18 protein-coding genes are annotated in these 19,299 nt (G+C 33.7%); 3 read left to right on the top strand and 15 right to left on the bottom strand.

Annotation, left to right across the window (positions count from 1 at the left end; translation table 11 throughout):
* Positions 1-3: 3 nt before the first annotated feature.
* The 7 genes from J8H85_RS00890 to J8H85_RS00860 form a co-directional block, all read right to left on the bottom strand.
* Positions 4-1,038, bottom strand: a complete 1,035-nt coding sequence (locus J8H85_RS00890; RefSeq protein WP_209651727.1) for a sensor histidine kinase — start codon at positions 1,036-1,038, stop codon at positions 4-6.
* A gap of 6 nt (positions 1,039-1,044) precedes the next feature.
* Entirely contained in the window at positions 1,045-2,265 is a 1,221-nt protein-coding gene (locus J8H85_RS00885; RefSeq protein WP_209651725.1) for an ABC transporter permease, read from the bottom strand.
* Positions 2,266-2,267: 2 nt separating this feature from the next.
* Positions 2,268-3,011 (bottom strand): ABC transporter ATP-binding protein, encoded by a 744-nt coding sequence (locus tag J8H85_RS00880; RefSeq protein ID WP_209651723.1) that lies wholly within the window; start codon positions 3,009-3,011, stop codon positions 2,268-2,270.
* A gap of 6 nt (positions 3,012-3,017) precedes the next feature.
* Positions 3,018-4,238: an efflux RND transporter periplasmic adaptor subunit gene (locus tag J8H85_RS00875; protein WP_209651721.1), complete on the bottom strand. Its 1,221-nt coding sequence runs from the start codon at positions 4,236-4,238 to the stop codon at positions 3,018-3,020.
* Between the two features lie 5 nt (positions 4,239-4,243).
* Complete coding sequence (locus J8H85_RS00870; protein ID WP_209651720.1) at positions 4,244-5,575, bottom strand: TolC family protein; 1,332 nt, start codon at positions 5,573-5,575, stop codon at positions 4,244-4,246.
* A 141-nt stretch (positions 5,576-5,716) separates the two neighbouring features.
* Positions 5,717-6,265: a 2'-5' RNA ligase family protein gene (locus J8H85_RS00865; protein WP_209651718.1), complete on the bottom strand. Its 549-nt coding sequence runs from the start codon at positions 6,263-6,265 to the stop codon at positions 5,717-5,719.
* Between the two features lie 61 nt (positions 6,266-6,326).
* A complete protein-coding gene (locus J8H85_RS00860; RefSeq protein ID WP_209651717.1) occupies positions 6,327-6,953 on the bottom strand; it encodes a dioxygenase family protein in 627 nt (208 codons plus the stop codon).
* Between the two features lie 103 nt (positions 6,954-7,056).
* Here J8H85_RS00860 and J8H85_RS00855 point away from each other — a divergent pair, with 103 nt between their 5' ends.
* Positions 7,057-7,194: a hypothetical protein gene (locus J8H85_RS00855; protein WP_209651715.1), complete on the top strand. Its 138-nt coding sequence runs from the start codon at positions 7,057-7,059 to the stop codon at positions 7,192-7,194.
* 143 nt (positions 7,195-7,337) lie between these two features.
* Here the strand turns inward: J8H85_RS00855 and J8H85_RS00850 are convergent, their stop codons facing one another.
* Together J8H85_RS00850 and J8H85_RS00845 are read right to left on the bottom strand one after the other, a co-directional pair.
* Complete coding sequence (locus tag J8H85_RS00850) at positions 7,338-7,889, bottom strand: DUF4251 domain-containing protein (RefSeq protein ID WP_209651713.1); 552 nt, start codon at positions 7,887-7,889, stop codon at positions 7,338-7,340.
* Positions 7,890-7,971: 82 nt separating this feature from the next.
* Positions 7,972-9,204, bottom strand: coding sequence for a glycoside hydrolase 5 family protein (locus J8H85_RS00845; RefSeq protein WP_209651711.1), 1,233 nt, complete (start codon positions 9,202-9,204; stop codon positions 7,972-7,974).
* 90 nt (positions 9,205-9,294) lie between these two features.
* Here J8H85_RS00845 and J8H85_RS00840 point away from each other — a divergent pair, with 90 nt between their 5' ends.
* Positions 9,295-11,646: an outer membrane beta-barrel family protein gene (locus tag J8H85_RS00840; protein WP_209651709.1), complete on the top strand. Its 2,352-nt coding sequence runs from the start codon at positions 9,295-9,297 to the stop codon at positions 11,644-11,646.
* A 3-nt stretch (positions 11,647-11,649) separates the two neighbouring features.
* On the opposite strand, the gene J8H85_RS00835 is transcribed toward J8H85_RS00840, so the two are convergent.
* From J8H85_RS00835 to J8H85_RS00810, 6 genes are all read right to left on the bottom strand, one after another.
* A complete protein-coding gene (locus J8H85_RS00835; RefSeq protein WP_209651707.1) occupies positions 11,650-12,708 on the bottom strand; it encodes a glycosyltransferase family 9 protein in 1,059 nt (352 codons plus the stop codon).
* A gap of 45 nt (positions 12,709-12,753) precedes the next feature.
* On the bottom strand, positions 12,754-13,599 hold the full coding sequence (locus tag J8H85_RS00830) for a DMT family transporter (RefSeq protein WP_245243703.1): 846 nt from the start codon (positions 13,597-13,599) through the stop codon (positions 12,754-12,756).
* Positions 13,589-14,503: a DMT family transporter gene (locus J8H85_RS00825; RefSeq protein WP_209651705.1), complete on the bottom strand. Its 915-nt coding sequence runs from the start codon at positions 14,501-14,503 to the stop codon at positions 13,589-13,591. Before J8H85_RS00825 ends, J8H85_RS00830 begins: the two co-directional genes overlap by 11 nt.
* A gap of 35 nt (positions 14,504-14,538) precedes the next feature.
* A complete protein-coding gene (locus tag J8H85_RS00820; RefSeq protein ID WP_209651704.1) occupies positions 14,539-14,991 on the bottom strand; it encodes a cold-shock protein in 453 nt (150 codons plus the stop codon).
* A 25-nt stretch (positions 14,992-15,016) separates the two neighbouring features.
* Positions 15,017-16,135, bottom strand: a complete 1,119-nt coding sequence (locus tag J8H85_RS00815) for a DEAD/DEAH box helicase (RefSeq protein ID WP_209651702.1) — start codon at positions 16,133-16,135, stop codon at positions 15,017-15,019.
* A gap of 112 nt (positions 16,136-16,247) precedes the next feature.
* Positions 16,248-17,801 carry a DEAD/DEAH box helicase gene (locus J8H85_RS00810; RefSeq protein ID WP_209651700.1) on the bottom strand — a complete coding sequence of 518 codons (1,554 nt, stop codon included), beginning with the start codon at positions 17,799-17,801 and terminating at the stop codon, positions 16,248-16,250.
* A gap of 151 nt (positions 17,802-17,952) precedes the next feature.
* On the opposite strand from J8H85_RS00810, the gene J8H85_RS00805 reads away from it, so the two are divergent.
* The gene (locus J8H85_RS00805; RefSeq protein ID WP_209651698.1) at positions 17,953-19,245 is read left to right on the top strand and encodes a sulfatase-like hydrolase/transferase; all 1,293 of its coding nucleotides are present in this window, start codon (positions 17,953-17,955) and stop codon (positions 19,243-19,245) included.
* Positions 19,246-19,299: the final 54 nt, after the last annotated feature.

The raw sequence follows: 19,299 nt of genomic DNA, 5'->3' as shown, positions 1-19,299 counted from the left end.
AACTTAGGCTGTTTCTATTTCTAAATGTACCAAAAAACGCTCGTCTTTTAATATGGTTTTAAAGTCGTATTTATTTGCATAAAGCAACTGCAAGCGTTTTTCTAGATTTTGCATGCCAATACCCGAACCACTTTTGTCATCGGATTGTTTTGGGAAATTATCATTTTCAATGGTGAACAATACCGTTTTGCCATCACAAGCCATGGTAATATTTATATGGCTTTCCTTACTTGCAGACACACCGTGTTTAAAAGCATTTTCTATAAGAGAGATGAACAAAAGCGGTGCAATTTGAATGCCACAATCTCCCGATGGAAAGCTATAGGAAACCTCTGTTTTGTCCGATACACGCAGCTTCATTAAATCAATATATTTTTTCATAAAATCGATTTCTTTTGAAAGCGGTACCAAGTCTAAATTGGTTTCATATAGCATATAGCGCATCAACTTACTTAAACTGTGAATAGATTTTTTTGCTTGTTCAGGAGAAATATCTACCAACGAATAAATGTTGTTCAATGAGTTGAAAAAGAAATGCGGTTGCAGCTGGTAATGTAAATGTTGCAACTCAGATTGTAATCTAAAATTTGTAGTCTCCTTGCGTTCGGCTTCTGTTTGTACCCATCGCTTAGTGGTTTTAATGGCTATGGAAAACAATAATGGCGCCACATATGAAAGCATTTGTACGTAAATAAATAATTTAAATGGCGGACCACCATTTGTGTTATTCGTAGGGCGTTTTCTTGCAATGTCTTGAAAAAAAGTATCTTCAATGTGCTCTTTTAAAATTAAAAAGAAAGCAATGAGGCATAAATTGATAACGATAAACTGAACGGTTTTTTTTGTAAACAAAAATCGATCTACCAGTATAAAATAATTGAGATAAAATATACTGGCATAAAACACCATAGGAATCCAGAAATGTGCAATAATTCTATTGATTTCTTCCTGTCCGTACGACAACATATATGGCAAACTAAATAGTACCAACCAAACAAGTAGGTGCGATAGGAATGTTATTTTATTGTTTTTATTCATTTGTAATTATTCATAACGTAAAGCAGTTATAGGGTCTAAAGCCGATGCTTTTCTTGCAGGATACCACCCAAAAAAGATACCCGTAATAGCACAAACTGCAAACGATATAACAATAGAATACAAAGCGACACTAGTAGGCCAATTTAAGAATTTTTCGATAAACACCGTGGCACCCAAGCTTAAAACAACACCTAAAAATCCGCCAGTGATGCTAATTAAAATGGCTTCAATTAAAAATTGCATTAAAATATCAGAACCCTTACCTCCTACTGCCATACGCAAACCAATTTCTTTAGTGCGTTCTTTTACAGAAACATACATGATATTCATAATGCCAATACCTCCAATTAATAAGGAAATACTCGCTACAGCTACCAAAAGAATAGTAAGCATTTCACTGGTAGAACTAAAGGTTGAAATTAACTCTTCCATAGAGCGTACCGTAAAATCATCATCTTCATTATCCATTAGTTTGTGTTGTGAACGTAAAATTTCGGTGACTTGTGTTACCGCTTCAGGAGCATCATCTTCACTAATAGCAGATGCCATTACTTGGTTTAAATAATCGATAGCTAAAATACGTTTTTGAACGGTGGTATATGGTGCTATTACCACATCATCTTGGTCTTGGCCAAAGGTATTTTCACCTTTCTCTTCTAAAACTCCAATAACTTTAAATGGAATGTTATTAAAACGAATCATTTGGCCTACAGGATCTTGTCCGTCAGGAAACACATTATCTACAACTGTTTGCCCAATCACAGCTACTTTTGAAGCCGATTTAACCTCGGCATCTGTAAACATACTGCCATTTTGTAAACCTACAACCTTAATATCAAGATATTCCGGGTTAACACCATAAATAGTACTTGGCCAGTTGTTGGAGCCGTTAATTACTTGTCCGCCACCATTAACAACGGGGGTTATGTAACTTAATAAGGTGGCCTGTTCTTTTATTACTTCAAAATTTTTAAGGGTTAAAGTTTGTACATCACCGCCGCTTCCTCTGGCAGGACCTCTATCATCGGCACCAGGCCTAATGGTAATCATATTGGAACCCATATTGGAAATAGTAGCACGTATACTTTCTTTAGAGCCTTCACCAATAGCTAGCATTGCAATTACAGACGCTACACCTATAATGATGCCCAACATGGTAAGCAAGGTTCTCATTTTGTTAAGAATGATGGCTTTAAAGGCGATTTTTAATAGATTTAATACTCTCATAGTTAATGGTCTTCTTTAGGTAATTTTGCTAATTCGGTTGCAGCAGATTGAACGTTTTCATTCTGATGGTCTTTAATAATATTACCATCTTTCAACACAATGGTTCTATTACTGAACATGGCAATATCAGGCTCGTGAGTTACAAAAGTGATGGTAATGCCTTGTTTATTAAGATCTTGAAACAAAGACATGATTTCGTAGGATGTTCTGGTGTCAAGATTTCCTGTGGCTTCATCGGCAAGAATCATCACGGGGTTATTCACCAACGATCTTGCAATGGCTACCCGCTGTTGTTGCCCACCAGAAAGTTGTGATGGTGTATGGTGCAACCTGTCGCCCAAACCAACCATTTCCAATGCTTTAAGAGCACGTTTTCTACGTTCTTCCGTAGATACCTTACTGTTGTATAAAAGCGGTAATTCTACATTTTCAATAGCCGATGTTTTTGCTAATAAATTATACGATTGGAAAATGAAACCAATCTTTTCATTACGAATAGTTGCCAACTCATTTTTTGATAAGTCTTTTACTTTTACACCATCTATTTCATAAGTTCCCGAAGTAGGCTGATCTAAACATCCTAAAATATTCAGCATGGTACTTTTACCAGAACCACTCGAGCCCATAATGGTAACAAACTCGCCTTCTTTTATAGTGTATGAAATACCTCTTAACGCATGAACCGTTTCGGTACCCATAACAAACTCACGTTTTAAATCTTCTATTTTTATGATTTCTTTACTCATGGTCCCTTACTTTTTTTTGTTGCCTCCTGGGCGTTGTGGCATAAATGGACTTTCGTTGTCTCCTTCTTTACCAACTTCTTCTTTATTCAAACCTTTTAAGCTATAAACCAGTTTGTCTCCTAGATTAATACCGTCTAAAATTTGTACATGAACACCATCACTAGCACCTAAGGTTACTTTTTTGGGTGAAATGGCACCGTTGGAACCATAAACCCAAACTATGCTAACGTTTTCATCTGTACCCATAGGTTTATTTTTTGGTGGCTCCATAGCTATGTTTTGCTGCTTGTTATAAGCCATCAACATATCTGGGGTTGGCTTAAAATTAATAGCTTTAGCTTCTGTAGTTAATACATCATTCAATTCCAAGGTATAAATTGAAATGGTAGCAGTTAAACCTGGTTTTAATTTTAAATCATCATTTTCTGCTTTAATAACCACGGTGTAAGTCACCACATTGGATGTAACTGTTGGATTTAAACGTACTTGGGTTACAACACCGTTGAATGTTTCGCCTATATAAGCATCCACAGTGAATTCTACACGCTGCCCTTCCTTTACATGCCCTATATCTGCTTCATCAACATCTGCTTCCACTTGCATTTCTTTCAAATCTTGAGCTATTGTGAACAAGGTTGGTGTACTGTAACTCGCTGCAACGGTTTGCCCTTCGTCAATATCTTTTGATAAAACCACGCCATCTATAGGTGAATAAATATTGGCATAACCTAAATTGGTTTTGGCAGATTGTAAGTCTGATAAACGTTGCGTTACAGTACCTTTTGCCGTTTCATAATTGTATAATGCATCATCAAAATCGGACTTACTAATTACTTGATTATCAAACAATGTTTTTTGTCTTTCGTAAATCGTTTTTGTATAATTTCTTTGGCTTAAAGCATTATCATAACCTGCTTGAGCCTGTGTAAGTGATGCTTTAAGATTTGTTTTATCCAGTTCTGCAATTAACTGGCCTTCTTTTACTTCACTGTTGTAATCCACATAAATTTTTTCTACAACACCCGAAACCTGTGTACCAACATCTACTTGGTTAATGGGTTCTATGGTACCTGTAGCTGTAACCATGGTAGTAACGCTACCCTTTTTTGCTGTAACTGTTTTCGCTTCTATTAAAACAGTTGCATCGCTTTTTATGAAACTGTAAGCTGTTAGAGCCAGTACTACCAGCACAATGCTTCCTAAAATTATTTTCTTTTTATTTTTCATTTTGATTAAAGTTTGATATCGTTTCCTTGATAAAATTGTAATAATTGATGGTATAAAATATTTAAGTATTTCGCTTGTAAATAATTCTGTTGGGCGTTTGTGTATGTGTTTTGGCTAATTACCAAATCGGTAGTGCTTAAATCGCCTAATTCATACTTCTTTTGCGCCAGTTTATAAGATTGGGCCGCCGCTTCTTTTGAAGCCTTAGAGGCAATAACTTGTTCTTGTGACGATAAAGCGTTTTGATAAGCCGTTTCTACTTTTTTATAGATTTCCTTTTCGGTGCTTTGCTTTTGTATTTGGGCTTTTTCAATATTAATGCTAGCGGTTTTTACGGCTGCTTTTGTTTGATTTCTATTGAAAATGGGAATGCTAAGCGATAGACCAATTTTTTGATTGAAGTTAAAGTTAAACTGATCTGAAAACGAACTATCACTAATGCTTGTATAACCAGAACCTAAACTTCCTACTAAAGAAAGTGTTGGTAAATAAGCACCTTTGGCGATATCTAACTCTTTTTCATTACTTTCAATGCTTAACTTACTCACGCTCATTTCTGGCAAGTAGTTTAAAGCATTATTATAAATAGTTGTTTTATCAAGTTCTAGGTTTACCAAATCCATATTTTCATTAATGGTTTCAATTTCTAAATCTTCAGTTGGAGGTAACTCCAATAATTGTTTTAATGCAATAATGTATTGTTGGTAGTTGCTTTTTGCCGAAATAACATTGTATTTATTGGTAGCGGCTTGACTTTGCGCTTCGGTGTAATCATTCAAAGCGATAGACCCAGCATCCAATCGCGATTTAGCACGAAGCACTTCTTTTTCTGAAGCTATCAAATTGTTTTCGGCAATGCTTATGCTTTCTTTACTGTAAAGTGTTTGCAAATAAGTTTCCAATAGGTTTAAAACAATGTTGTTTTTTTCTACTTCTTCCTGAAATACACTTTGCTCTAACAGCAATTTATTTTGCTTAATTTGATTGTTAATTTGATTTCCTTGGAACAAAGTCATCGAACTGTTAATCCCTACATTGGTACTGTTTATTTGATCGGTTACATAATCGCTGGTAATAGGATCGATCGTGTTTCCGCTAGAAAAATTTTGTGATACAGAGCCAAATAAATTGGGTAACCTCGAAGATTTTGCTTTGCTATAATCTACTTCCGAAATGCTTGTATTTAAGGAAGCGTCTTTAACCGTGACATTATTTTCCAAAGCATATTCAATACAATCATCCAAAGACCATATTTTTGGTTTTGAGTTTGTTGAAGCCTCTTGCGCATAAGAAAATGACGCCAATAATAAACTTGCTATAATGAGATATAATTTCATTGTTGAGTGTTTTAATTTAACACGTCAAAGGTGAAATTTTATACTAGCCTATTAAACTGTAATAGATGTTTGAGGGTATTTAATATACGTAAGGGCTTATTTTATCGATGGGATTTTTGATAAAATTAAAGAACAAATCTTTTAGGAAAGCTTTATTATATAATTCCAGTCCCATGTTTTTTTAGGAAATCTTGAGGTTAATACTAAATGATCTATCTCTATTTGTTTTTTGAAGTAATCTGTTTTTTGAAAAAAATTAAAACTATCATGAAGCATGATACTGTTTTTTAATTTAGAAATAGTAAGATGAGGAGTGTTTGAAACTTTTAATGATTTAAGTTTCCTGTGTAAATCCCTAATCCATAAAACTTTCATAGCAGTATGAATACTTTTGATAGCTTCCGAAGTAGGGATTTTTAAATATAAGGTATTGGAATTGTTCTCAAATATGCCAAAACCCTCTATGTCTATATGAAATGTTTTGATTTTTGATAATTCATCAAATGTTTTTACTAATAATTCTTGATACGCTGTATCCATTGCAAACTCACCCAGCGTAATATGTGGATTAGATTTAGATAGCGGTTGTTTTCCAACCTTTCTTATTAAAAGATCTTTAAAATTAACCACATCATTGTAAACCGGCTGTGGCGGAACCATTCTCAAGCTATATATCTTTATTGAAGACATTTTAATAATATTAAAAATAAGTCAACAAAAAATTAGAACTTTTCTAAAATCAGCTATTGATTTACTGGCTTAGAGTATAGTCTTTTGGAAGTTTGATATCTTTTACAGCTACATACATGTCCCCTTCTTTTTCAAGTCTTAGCATACTTTGAACTGCTTTGGCGCGACAAGCTAGGGTTAAATCTGGTATTAAAGGATCGTCGTTAAAGAAAAACGACGCCATATCGTATTCTGCTTTACCAGGTTCTTTAATAACTCGATGTATTTGTTTTAGTTCTTTGCTGCGTAAAAATTTACCTGGCATGAAGGTATAAAAGGTGTAATGGCCATCGGCATCCGTTTTTATCCAAGCACGGTGGTATATGTAGCGGTTACGATTTTCATCTTTTTTAACTTCATAATTACCATCTTCATCGGGTTGGTAAATAAAAAGAACCACATCTTTGGCAGGTGTTTTTCCATCGCTATGGAAAATAGTACCAGATATTTTCAGTTTATTGGGTTTGGTATCGAAATCTGGAATGGTATCAGTTGCATTTAGTTGCGCTTCAGACACATCATAAATTGGATTATGTTTTTTATGTTTAGCTGATGCTTCGTCTAAATTATTGGTAAAATTTTGGGCATTTAGTACAATGGTTGAGCCTAAAAAGCCAATAACAAGGCTTAGTTTAATTATATTTTTCATGAACGTGAGGGATTTTAATTATTTAAAACTAAATAATTAGATTGAGTTATCAATTATAAACCTTATGAACTCTAAAAATTTTCGTTAAAAAGATCAAATTTCGATGAAATACAAATCTATTCCACAAGATGTAAGCGATCATTATTGGGAGTTTAAAATCAAGTTTCCTTCCCCGTTTTTTACTTTAAATAAAGGTGTAATTACCATGACTTTAGTTGGAAAGTTTAATAATCAATTCTGATTGTCAGGTCGAGCCTTTCTACTGCGCGCTCAAGATAAACTAAAGTCGAGACCTCATTACTACTCTAGTTGAATAACCTCTCGATTGAGCTCGAAGTGACATTAATTAAGACTATTTTATGCAAAAGCAATATTGAATGTATTCTATAATTCTTCATTTAGAGGATGAACTTTTCCTGTATATCTGATGCTGCTACGTGAGTTTCCATTAACAGTCATATCCGTTTTCAAATTCGGACTTAATTTTATGAAGACTTTAAAATTTTCACTTCTACTTTTCGCATCAAATGTAATGGTATAGCTATTGTCTTGATTATGTTCAACTTCATAGTTCTTCATGGTGCCATCAAACTCAATAGCGCTATCTCTACCTCCATAATCTATATTCATTTGACGTTCACCATAATAAGGTAAATATGATGAAATGCTATCTCCTGAAATGTTTAAAAAATTAGGGTTCCCTATTAAATTGATGCTATTGGCATTATTACCACCTGGTAAAATGCCTGAATTTAATACTTGCTGTAAAGCTATTGAACCTTGTGGATATAACCAGTCCGACTCAATTTGAAAATGTTGGCTTTTCACTAAGTCATTAAATGCATCTAGCTCTGCCGGAGAAACTACCACCTTTTGCGATTTGCAAGAAACAATAATTAAAAAACATAAACTAATAAAGAAATAAAAAGGCTTCATTTTTAATATATTATACATAAAACTAATATACTAAATACTCGTAAAAATTAGTGGTAACAAAAAGTTAAAATAGAGTTTAGAACTATAAATCAATTTGGTTTAATTTAATTATTTCTGAATTATACATTTTGATGAGTTGAAGCGTCGTTTCATCACTTTCAAACACGCTATACCAACCTTGTGGCTCGTGTGAAGGATCTCCAATAAACTCCATGTTGTTATTTGAAACAGTTCCAGGTGTATGAACAGTTCCTGATCCTCCCCAAGCCCAAAAATTACAACCAACAAAACAACTTTCACTTTTAATACTTTCTAAAAGTATATTAAATACATCTTTAAAATATACATCTCTATGATTTACAGATGATTGTTTTGTGTAATCTAAATGATCTCTTGATATTCCAAATTCTTCTAAAACAACAGGTTTGTTCAAAGTATTAGCAATAGTCATATGTTCTTTGATATAATTTTCAGCCTTTTTTAAAGCATTCTTATAGGTCTTTTCATGTTTTTTAGGGTTGTACCATTCCCAATTTTGTATCCAAATATGTATGGTTATATAATCTAAACTTTCAAATTTATAATCAGATAAAGCATTATTATTGGTAAACAAAGGAAAGGGTGTATTGCCCTCTCCTCCTATTGTTAACAATTGATTTGGTGCCAATTTCTTTATAAAATCACTGGAAGTTTCAATCCATTTTAAATATTCAACTTGGTTTTGAATGGCATAAGGCTCGTTTGCTAATTCCCAACTCATAATGGTTTCATCTTCAAAATAAAGCATTTGGCTTATACTATTTACGCGTGTAATGATGGTTTCAACATGCTTATTATAAGCTTTTATTGCATTTTCATTTGCGTAAAATTTTGCTGTAAAACGCATGTATTTTTCCCAATCGTTCGTATCATTTGGGTAAGGAATGGGATCGCCTGTAACCCAGGATAGATACTGCGATAAACCTCCGGACCAATACCAAAAGTTGCTCAAACAAACTACAGCATGCATATTGCGTTTTTGCATTTCAACAAGTAAAAAGTCTAAACCTTCTAAAATATCTTCATTATAAACCCCCAAATCTGGCTGCATGGATATAGGGATGCTATAAGGTAAGTGGTCTGCACCCTCAGAACCTGCCATGATTCTTAAATTAGTAATTCCATGTGCTTGTAATACATCCAGTTCATTTAACAAGCGCTCTCTATTACCCGATTGTTTAGCCCCTAAATGTGCACCGTACCAAAAGTTAGTACCAATAAAATGATATGGTTTATTGTTCTTTATAAATTGATGGCCTTCTACTTTTATAAACATGATAGATTAAGTATTTTTAAGCAAATTAAAATTCTTTTTCGAATATCTTAAGTAAGTATATGGCTATATTTGTTTTTATTTTTTTTCATTATGCTTACACGTAAACAACTTTGTACTTATTTAACATTATTTATGTGCCTGCCGTTTTTTTCTATAAACGCACAGCAAAAAAGTGTGGAAATTTCAGGTAAAGTTCTAGAATCAACAAATAATTTGCCCATTGAATACGCTACGATTTCAATTTTAGACCATTCAACAAAAAAGCCCATAACCGGTACTATTACCAATGCCAACGGAACGTTTTCAATACAATTGGAGGCCAGTAATTTTTATGTGGAGGTTAGTTTTATGGGTTATACAACAAAACGATTTAACAAAGAAAAATTAGTTGGTAAAAAAATAAATTTAGGAACGATAATTTTGGTTGAAGACCAACATGCTTTAGATGAAGTTGTTGTTAATGCTGAAAAATCCCAAACGGAATTTAAGTTAGACAAGCGCATCTTTAATGTAGGAACCGATTTAAGCAACACAGGTGCGAGTGCATTGGAAGTTTTAAATAACGTGCCTTCTGTAAATGTAAATATTGAAGGTGAAATTAGCTTACGAGGAAGTTCTGGGGTGCAAATATTAATTAACGGAAAACCTTCCGTTCTGTCAAATGCAGGTAGCAATGCTCTTGGAACCATTACCGCAGATATGATTGAGCAAATTGAGGTCATCACCAATCCATCAGCTAAATATGAAGCTTCTGGAACAGCAGGCATCATCAACATCATCATGAAAAAATCGGAAAGACGCGGACTTAACGGTTCAGTTTCTTTAAATGCAGGAGTTCCTAACAGTAATAGTTTTGGAATGAGTTTGAATAAACGCACCGAAAAATTCAATATTTTTAGTCAAATTGGGCTCGGGCGTCGCACATATCCTGAAGAGAATAAAACAATAAATTCCGATTTAACCGATAACACTTCCATAAGCAGTGTTGGAGAACGCGAAATGAATGAGAAATTCAATAACTTTATATTGGGTACCGATTACCATATCAATGCTTTAAATGTATTGACGCTATCAGGTTCTTATGCCTTTGAAGTTGAAGATCAAAATTCGCAAGCAGTTTACCAGCAAACAGATTTAAACCAAACCGTAACAGATAGTTGGTTGCGTGAAGAATTAACAGAAGCCAAAAACCCGAAGCTACGTTACGAATTACAATATAAAAAGAATTTTAAAAGACATAAAGAGCAGGCTTTGTTGTTTAGCGCTTTGGGAAGTTCTTTTAAAAAGGATGAAACTTCCACGTTTAACAATACGACCATTTTAGGCGATAATCCTGATGAAGTACAACTATCCAGAACCGATTATGCCTTAGAAGATTACACGTTCAAGCTTGATTATACACATCCTTTTCTTAAAGTTTTTACTTTAGAAACAGGAAGCCAATACGCAATAAATAAAGTAACAAACGATTATGCCGTAGATGGTATAGGAGACATATTCAACTTTAATCAAGATGTACTCGGTATATACAATACGCTGGCATATGAAGGTGACATTTGGGGTGTTAAATTGGGACTTAGACTTGAAAACACAGAAATTAATACGCTTTTACAAACTTCAAATGTTCAAAACAGTAAATCTTATGCCAATTTGTTTCCAACCGTGCATACATCGTATAAATTTTCAGAAAACATGTCTTTTCAAGCCGGATATTCAAAAAGAATCAACAGACCCGGTTTACGGGATTTAAATCCTTTTTCCAATATCAGAAATAATTTTAGCATTTCTACAGGAAATCCAGATTTACAACCAGAATATACCGATTCTTTTGAAATTACCACCATTCATAAATTTGAAAAAGCGTCGTTAAATATGAGTTTTTATAATCGCTACACCACAGATGTTATAGAACGCGTAAATACGTTTGAAGATGGGGTAAACACCTCAAAACCTGAGAATATTGGGACCAACAATACATCTGGTTTGGAGATGAATGGAAAATACAATCCCACAGATTGGTTTTCATTGAATGGTGATTTTAATTGGAATCATTTTAACAGAAAAGGGGATTATGAAACTAATTCGTTTGATTTTAAAGGAAGCCGATGGTCTACAAGTTTAACATCAAAGTTTAAATTACCAGCACGATTTGATTTGGAAGTATCAGGAAATTACAATTCTAGCTTTAAAACGTTTCAAAATCAAATATCCGACAACTTATTTGCCGATGTTGGTGTACGCAAAAAAATATTCAAAGGAAAAACAATTTTAAACATAAGTGTACGCGATTTATTTGCGTCGCGCGTAGATGAAACTACCACAACGCAACCCACTTATTACTTATATAATAGCCGACAAAGAGGTAGGTTTATAACATTTGGCATCAGCTATGGCTTTGGAAAAGGTGAAGCCATGGAATTTTCAGGACAACGCATTCGTTAACCTTTAAGTATGGTGTTTATTAAGTATGGTGTTTATGCTTTTAATCCAATCTTCAATATTCGTTTCTTTGGTGTTTAATGCGATACTTCCGTTGCCATAAGGCTCATAAATATCTGGATCTGTAACCGAAAAGAAGCCAACCGTTGGTGTTAATGAGGCACTGGATAGATGCATAACACCATTATCGGCCGCAATAAATACCGATGTGTTTTTAATAATAGCACCCATTTCGCGAATATCCTTACTATAAAAATGAGGCGCTTTAAAATTAATTTTTGAAATATTCTCAATAGGAAGCATTTCAATAATGTTAAACTCGGGGTATTCTTTTAGTAAACGGGCATAAAAAGTTTCCCACCAAGCTTCAGAATAACATTTGTCGCCCGTAGCATTGGTATAAATGCAAATGTTTTTTTTATCGTTCTTTATAATAGCATCTAAAATGGCCTTGCCTTTGGATAATTCAGTCTCACTCAATTTAATATCTAAAACAGGAACAGTGTTCTCATTCTTTTGAAAACCTAGTTTTGTTAAGTAATTTCTTAAATTATAAATAGGTGATTTTGAAATATGCTTATGGTCTGGATACTGTTTTTGGATCGCATCATCTAAATCGCCAAAAACTTTAAAAGGAGCATTGGCTATTTGTGTAAGTAACCGACCCGATGAAGAGTTTTTATCGCCATTAATTACTAAATCGTATGTTTTACTTTTAATAGAAAGCCACCCACCTGCATATTTAATTAAATTGCTGAATGGTTTTTTGGGCAACTGAATAATTTTATTAACGTGTTTATAGTTTTCAAAAACAGGAAACGCAACGCCTCCTTTTACAAACAAATCGATTTCACATTCTGGAAAAGTATTTATAACCTCTTGTACCAATGGCGTTAATAGCAATTGGTTTCCTAATCGGTGATTGGGTCTAATAATCAACACCTTCTTAATTTCAATTTTTTGACCTGGTTTAATTTTTGGCTCTGAATAAGAATTACCTACACTTTTGGTAATTGTATGCATCAGTTGTCTTCTATAATGGTTGATGCGTTGTTTAAAACTCATAATATAAATTCTAATTAAAAAATTGAGGTGTGTAAAATAACAAAATTATTGTTTCAATCGTCCCTTATACCAAACGTTCAAAACCAGACCAGTAATAATTAATATAATGCCCAAAATACTCCAAAAGGTGTAAATTTCACTAAAAAATGCAACACCTAAAAGCATAGAGAACACCACTTCTATATATTTTAAAGGCGCAATAATATTTGTTGAAGCGGTTTGGAATGCCTTGGTCATGTATATTTGCCCAAAATAGCCCACAACACCCAAACTAAACAATAAAGGCCATTCTATTCCCGTAGGAGTTACCCAATTTCCTATGGAAAGCACACCACCTAAAACCATGGCTGTAATCATAAAATAATTTACCACCACTACAGGATGTTCGGTTTGCCCTATTTGATTAATCATGATATAGACCAAACCACTAAGTATGGCTGCAATCAAAACGAATAACAAGCCTAATGTATCAATTTGGCTATCAAGTCCTTTTAAAACCAGTACACCAATAAATGATATGATAAAAAATAGCCATTGGAACGGTTTTATTCTTTCCTTAAGGATAAAAACCGCAAAAATAGCAGCGAAAATTGGAGCAATATAACGTAGTGAAACAGCAGTTCCTACAGAAAGATATTTAAGCGATATAAAGAAAAAAAGCATGGATGCAGCTCCTACTATCGATCTTAAAATAAGCAGTTTGTTTTTATTTCCTATAAAAGGAATTTTATTTTTTATTAGGTAGCCAAAAGTAAAAAACAGGGAACCTAAAGATCTGAAAAATACAATTTGATAGGAATTAACATTGTTCAAGTACTTAACAATAACATTCATAAATGCAAATGCAAAAGCACTTATAATCATGAATTTAATAGCATTTCTAACGTCCATTCATTCTTGGTTTTATAGTACGTTTTGAATTTATAAAATACACCCCTGTTAATATAATAATGGCTGCAATTATAGATTGTACAGTAATTTTTTCATCTAAAACATACCAGCCCAAAATTAAGGCAATTACTGGATTTACATATGCTGAAGTAGATACTTTTTCAGTTGAAACTTCTTTAAGTAAATAGTTGAATGCTGTAAACGCTACAATACTTCCAAATACAACAAGAAGCGTCATGGATAGTTGTGCCGAACCACTCCAATGGAAAGGTGACAACCAAGTTTCACCTAAAAATAAACTAATTAATAAAAGTAATATGCCAGAACTTAGCATTTGGTAAGCGGTATTTACAAAATAATTGGGTCCCAATTCAGCTCTTGCCACAAACAAACTCCCCCAACTCCAACTAATGACACAGGTAAATATCATGATGATACCTATCAAACTATTTTCTTGATAACTTAATTGCTGTTGGCTAACCAGTAAATACATCCCGATAATGCCTAATGAAATACCTATAATGGAACTTGTTTTTATTTTTTTTCCGTCAATGATACGCATCATTGCCAAAACCATTAATGGCTGTATAGAGGCTTCTAAAGCACCAAAACCACTATCAACATATTTTAGTGCCCAAACAAATACACCGTTACCATAAACCAAAAATAAAAAACCTGCAAATACATTGTTTAGAAATTGCCGTTTGGTAATGACTAAAGTTAGTTTTAGTGCTTTGGCAATTATGAATATTAAAACAGAAGCTGTTGTAAAGCGAATGGATGCTAAATACAAAGGTGCTACTTCCGTAACGACAATTTTGTTAAGCAAATAAGTTGAGCCCCAAATTACATATATGGCAAAAAAAGCCAGAATAATGAGCATAGTTTTACGAGGTACACTCATAAATTCTTAAAAAATAAACTATATAATAAAACGAATTAAATCTTTTTAACACGCACGGCGTTCATCCCTTTCTGACCGCGTTCCAATTCGTAAGTAACTTTGTCGTTTTCTTGTATTGGCTCTAACAAACCACTAACATGCACGAAATACTTTTCTTGATTGATGCTGTCTAAGATAAAACCAAAACCTTTTGAAGTGTCAAAAAATGAAACCTTTCCTTCTTTTCCTACTGGTTCTTCCTCGCCTCTATCTTCTTTCTTAGGTATACCTAACTCAATACTTTCTGCATCCACTTTTACTTTTAAATTTGGATCTGGTGGTGTATCGGTTAAATTTCCATTATAATCTACGTATGCAAACTGAATACCTTGTGGGTTTTCTTTTGCTTCTGCTTTGCGAGCCTCTTTTTTCTTTTGCTTCTCTTCTCGTTTTTTTAAGCGTTTCTTTTCTTTTTCAATTTTGTTAAAAGTTACTTGCGATTTTGCCATTGTTTATGTTAACGGGTTTAATTAATTATATGATTATTTCTTTTATTTGAATATTCAAAGCTTTTTGAATATGTAATATTTTTTGTAATTCTCCGGGAAGTATTAATGCTATAGAATGCCCTTTGTTTCCTGCCCTTGCAGTCCTACCGCTTCTATGTGTGTAATATTCCAGTTGTTCTGGGAGTTGATGATGAATAACGAAAGCTAAATTATTTACATCTATGCCTCTAGCAGATACATCGGTAGAAACCAAAACTTGCAAAGAGCCATTTTTAAAAGCACGCATTACTTTGTCGCGTTCCTTTTGTTGCATATCCCCTTCTAAAGCACCCACTGAAAAACCTTCGTCTATCAATTTTTCGGTTAAATCTTTAGTTCCTGCTTTGGTTCTACAAAAAATAATACCTCTTTCGTTAGTCCTTCTACCTAATATTGTTACTAAGATATTAAATTTTTCTTTGATATGTGTAGAAATATACTGATGTGTAATATTTGCATTTACTAAATCCTCTTTATTTATCTCTACTTTAATAGCACTGGGGGCCATGTAGGATTTAATAATACGCTGAATTTCTTCGGGCATGGTGGCCGAAAACAACCATGTATGCCTTTTACTGGTATTGTGTTTTAGTATTTTATTTAAATCTTCTTTAAAACCCATATTCAACATTTCATCTGCTTCGTCTAAAACCAAGGTTTTAACACCTGCAATGTTTACATCGCCACGTTCTATTAAATCCAATAACCGACCTGGAGTGGCGATAATAATGTGGGTTGTGCGTCTTAATGCTGAAATTTGCTTTTCAATTTTTTCACCTCCATAAACACCTTCTGCAAATATTTTTTCTTCGGAATACTTTGTAAACTTGAAAAGTTGCTTTTTAATTTGCTGAACCAATTCACGTGTTGGTGCTAATATTAAGGCTTGTACTTGGTTTAATGAAGTGTCTATTTGTTGTAGAATAGGCAAACCATAAGCTGCTGTTTTACCAGTACCTGTTTGTGCTAAACCTATAAAATCTGTGGGTGATTTTAACAATACGGGAATGGTTTGTTCCTGTATAGCGGTTGGGGTTTTAATCTCTAATTCTTTAAGAGCTTTTATAAAGTCTTTTTGAACCCCTAATTCTGAAAATGTTGGCATACTTGTTTTTACGATAGTGCAAAGGTACGCCTTCTTTCACAATTATCAATTATCAATTAACAATGAATAATTGATAATTCGTAATTCTAGATTCGAATTTCGTAATTCGTAATTAATCTTCTGGCGGATATCCGTGAATGCTTTCGAAAACTTCATCAAAATTAGCACGCAAGTACGAGTTTAACTTCTTTCTGTAATCATCTTTCAACCATTCCACAAAGTTATAAGTACTTTTACTTATGCATTTGGTGTAACGTTGAATTCTAAAATCGATATCATCACCCAACATTTTTGCCAATCCTAGCGCATCGTAAACATCTTCACTGTTTTCTACACAAATTTTTGCGTGTTGTTCAATAGAACGTTCTAAAACCACTTTTGAAGATTCACCGTTTCTAATAGAATCCACATAGGTTTTTTGGATATCAAAATATACGTCTTTGGATTTTGCAAACTCAGCACGCAAGGCGTCTGGCATTTCATATCTAAAATTACTTTCAAGTTCATCATCACTTAAAATTGAATCTAGATAATAATTAGGCGATCTAAATATACGTTGCCAATCTAAATTATCTCCCCATGGCCCGAAGCGGTGAAAGTTGTTTCCTAAATCGATAACACTAAAGGTCTTTTTGTTTTTTAGAATACGAGAACCACGCCCAATCATTTGATAATAAAGGGTTAAAGATTTTGTTGCACGATTTAAAATAATACTCTCAACCGTAGGTTCATCAAAACCAGTGGTTAAAATACTAACCGACGTTAAAATAGCATCAGGTGTTTTTTTGAACCATTTAAGTATCATGGCGCGCTCTTTCTTAGTATTGGTATTATCAAGATGCGCTATGGGATATCCTGCTCTTCTAAAGGTATCATAAACATGTAATGAGGTGTTGATACCATTATTGAAAATAAGCGTTTTTTTACCTTTACTACGCTCTTCATAAGCTTGGATAAGTTTAGAAAGCATATCATCGGCGGTATATAAATCTTCCGAAGATTTTACGGTATAATCACCGTTTGCTCCAACTACTAACGAGGTTAAACCTACATTATATGTAAACATTTCAGCTTGTGCCAAAAACCCGTTCGAAATAAGGGATTCAATACTTTCGCCTACAATTAATTCATCATAATTATCGGTCATAGGCAACTCAATACTCGAACTTAATGGTGTTGCCGTAACTCCTAAAATAAAGGACTGACTAAAAAACTTAAATAATTTGGTGAATGAATTGTAATGTGCCTCATCAATAATCACCAATCCAATATCAGAAATATCCAGTTTATCGTCGTTCAACCTATTGTTTAAGGTTTCAACCATCGCCACAAAACAACTGTAATTAGCTTGGTCGCTCAAATCGGCTTTACTGTCAATCACTTTGTTATCAACAGCAAACTCGGTAAGCATGGTAGAGGTTTGTTTGCACAATTCTATACGATGCGTCATTACCAACACCTTCTTTTTGTGGTGTTTAAGATATTGTCTTACTATTTCAGAAAATATAACCGTTTTACCGCCGCCCGTTGGAAGCTGGTACAGTAAGTGGTAATCATCTGGAGATTCTTCAAAAGCTTTAAAAATTTTATCTATAGCACCTTTTTGGTAGCTGTATAAATCTTTACCGACATTTCTTTCTTCTTGTTCTGTTTTTGATATAGACATGTATCTAACTTTATGGCGTGCAAAAATAACACCTTTAAAGCGTTTATGACGAATGTTTACAGGGAAAATTCTAATATTTTTTAATTACTTAAACCAAACCATTATTTTTCAGTCTAAAAGCAGTAACACTTTATAAACCATCATTAAACTTATGAATCGTTTTTTATATTTCCCCTTATTTTTACTTATAGTCATAGCTTGCAGTTCAAAAGTTGAAGACGAAATAAAAGAAGATAACAACGCAAGCAAAGCGCCCAATATTCTATTAATTATTGCTGACGACATGGGTTTAGATGCGTGTCCGGGTTATAATTTAGGTACCGTAAAACCCAATATGCCCAATTTACAGGCTATGATAAATTCTGGAATTCGGTTCAATAATGTGTGGTCCAATCCAACCTGTGCACCTACAAGAGCTACCATTCTTACTGGAAAATATGGTTTTAAAACAGGTATTTTAAAACCGGGTGATGTGCTTTCAACTACCGAAACATCTTTACAAAACTACTTAGATAAAAACACCAACAACACTTATAACCATGCGGTTATAGGAAAATGGCATCTATCTAATAATATTAACCATCCAACAGAAATGGGCGTAAATTACTATGCGGGATTTTCTAGAGGCACTGTACCTTCTTATTATAATTGGACTCTAATTGAAAACGGACAAACAACGCCATCTACAGAATATACTACAACAAAATTTACCGATTTGGCCATCAATTGGGTAAGCCAACAATCCAAGTCTTGGTTTTTATGGCTAGCCTACAATGCACCACATACGCCATTTCATCCGCCACCAAGCCATTTACACTCGCAAGGGAACTTGCCTTCAGATGATGCAAGTATTAATGCCAACCCTCTTCCCTATTATATGGCTGCTTTAGAAGCTTTAGATTCTGAAATGGGTAGGCTTTTGGCATCCATGTCGCAAGAAGAAAAAGACAATACCATCATTATTTTTATGGGCGATAATGGTACTCCAAGTCAAGTTGTACAAGATTATGGCTATTACAAGGCAAAGGGAAGTATTTATCAAGGGGGTGTAAATGTACCAATGGTTATTTCAGGAAAAACAGTTACAAGAAAAAATCAAACTGAAGATGCCTTAATTAATACCACCGATTTATTTGCTACTATAGCAAGTGTTGCAGGGGCTGAAACCACTCAAATTAACGATAGCAAGAGCTTCATAAGTTTGCTTTCTAGCGCAAGTGCTGAAAAAAGAATGTTTACTTATGCTGAAAATGATGATTATTCCATTAGAAACGCTACACATAAATACATTTATTTTGATGATGGGTCTGAAGCACTTTATAATTTAAGCAATGATGCTTTGGAAAACACAAACTTGCTGAATGTAAACCAATTGCCATTGAGTGATTCCGATGCTGCAATAAAAACAAGTTTGATTAACGAATTGAATACGCTTTTTAAATAATTATTTATTTGCATTAGGTAACGGAAATGTATTTGGTAATTCATATTTTTACTT

Origin of the sequence: Mariniflexile gromovii (assembly GCF_017814435.1) — a bacterium.
GTDB classification, from domain to species: domain Bacteria; phylum Bacteroidota; class Bacteroidia; order Flavobacteriales; family Flavobacteriaceae; genus Mariniflexile; species Mariniflexile gromovii.
The sequence above is the reverse complement of the archived record's forward strand: the minus strand, read 5'-3'. Positions and strand labels throughout refer to the sequence as shown.

What these genes read in the sequence shown, in the direction of transcription:
- J8H85_RS00885 (WP_209651725.1), bottom strand. Translation starts at nt 2,265, where the DNA reads ATGAGAGTATTAAATCTATTAAAAATCGCCTTTAAAGCCATCATTCTT.
- J8H85_RS00830 (WP_245243703.1), bottom strand. Translation starts at nt 13,599, where the DNA reads ATGGACGTTAGAAATGCTATTAAATTCATGATTATAAGTGCTTTTGCA.
- J8H85_RS00880 (WP_209651723.1), bottom strand. Translation starts at nt 3,011, where the DNA reads ATGAGTAAAGAAATCATAAAAATAGAAGATTTAAAACGTGAGTTTGTT.
- J8H85_RS00805 (WP_209651698.1), top strand. Translation starts at nt 17,953, where the DNA reads ATGAATCGTTTTTTATATTTCCCCTTATTTTTACTTATAGTCATAGCT.
- J8H85_RS00815 (WP_209651702.1), bottom strand. Translation starts at nt 16,135, where the DNA reads ATGCCAACATTTTCAGAATTAGGGGTTCAAAAAGACTTTATAAAAGCT.
- J8H85_RS00820 (WP_209651704.1), bottom strand. Translation starts at nt 14,991, where the DNA reads ATGGCAAAATCGCAAGTAACTTTTAACAAAATTGAAAAAGAAAAGAAA.
- J8H85_RS00855 (WP_209651715.1), top strand. Translation starts at nt 7,057, where the DNA reads ATGAAATACAAATCTATTCCACAAGATGTAAGCGATCATTATTGGGAG.
- J8H85_RS00835 (WP_209651707.1), bottom strand. Translation starts at nt 12,708, where the DNA reads ATGAGTTTTAAACAACGCATCAACCATTATAGAAGACAACTGATGCAT.
- J8H85_RS00825 (WP_209651705.1), bottom strand. Translation starts at nt 14,503, where the DNA reads ATGAGTGTACCTCGTAAAACTATGCTCATTATTCTGGCTTTTTTTGCC.
- J8H85_RS00840 (WP_209651709.1), top strand. Translation starts at nt 9,295, where the DNA reads ATGCTTACACGTAAACAACTTTGTACTTATTTAACATTATTTATGTGC.
- J8H85_RS00810 (WP_209651700.1), bottom strand. Translation starts at nt 17,801, where the DNA reads ATGTCTATATCAAAAACAGAACAAGAAGAAAGAAATGTCGGTAAAGAT.
- J8H85_RS00850 (WP_209651713.1), bottom strand. Translation starts at nt 7,889, where the DNA reads ATGAAGCCTTTTTATTTCTTTATTAGTTTATGTTTTTTAATTATTGTT.
- J8H85_RS00875 (WP_209651721.1), bottom strand. Translation starts at nt 4,238, where the DNA reads ATGAAAAATAAAAAGAAAATAATTTTAGGAAGCATTGTGCTGGTAGTA.
- J8H85_RS00845 (WP_209651711.1), bottom strand. Translation starts at nt 9,204, where the DNA reads ATGTTTATAAAAGTAGAAGGCCATCAATTTATAAAGAACAATAAACCA.
- J8H85_RS00870 (WP_209651720.1), bottom strand. Translation starts at nt 5,575, where the DNA reads ATGAAATTATATCTCATTATAGCAAGTTTATTATTGGCGTCATTTTCT.
- J8H85_RS00865 (WP_209651718.1), bottom strand. Translation starts at nt 6,265, where the DNA reads ATGTCTTCAATAAAGATATATAGCTTGAGAATGGTTCCGCCACAGCCG.
- J8H85_RS00860 (WP_209651717.1), bottom strand. Translation starts at nt 6,953, where the DNA reads ATGAAAAATATAATTAAACTAAGCCTTGTTATTGGCTTTTTAGGCTCA.
- J8H85_RS00890 (WP_209651727.1), bottom strand. Translation starts at nt 1,038, where the DNA reads ATGAATAAAAACAATAAAATAACATTCCTATCGCACCTACTTGTTTGG.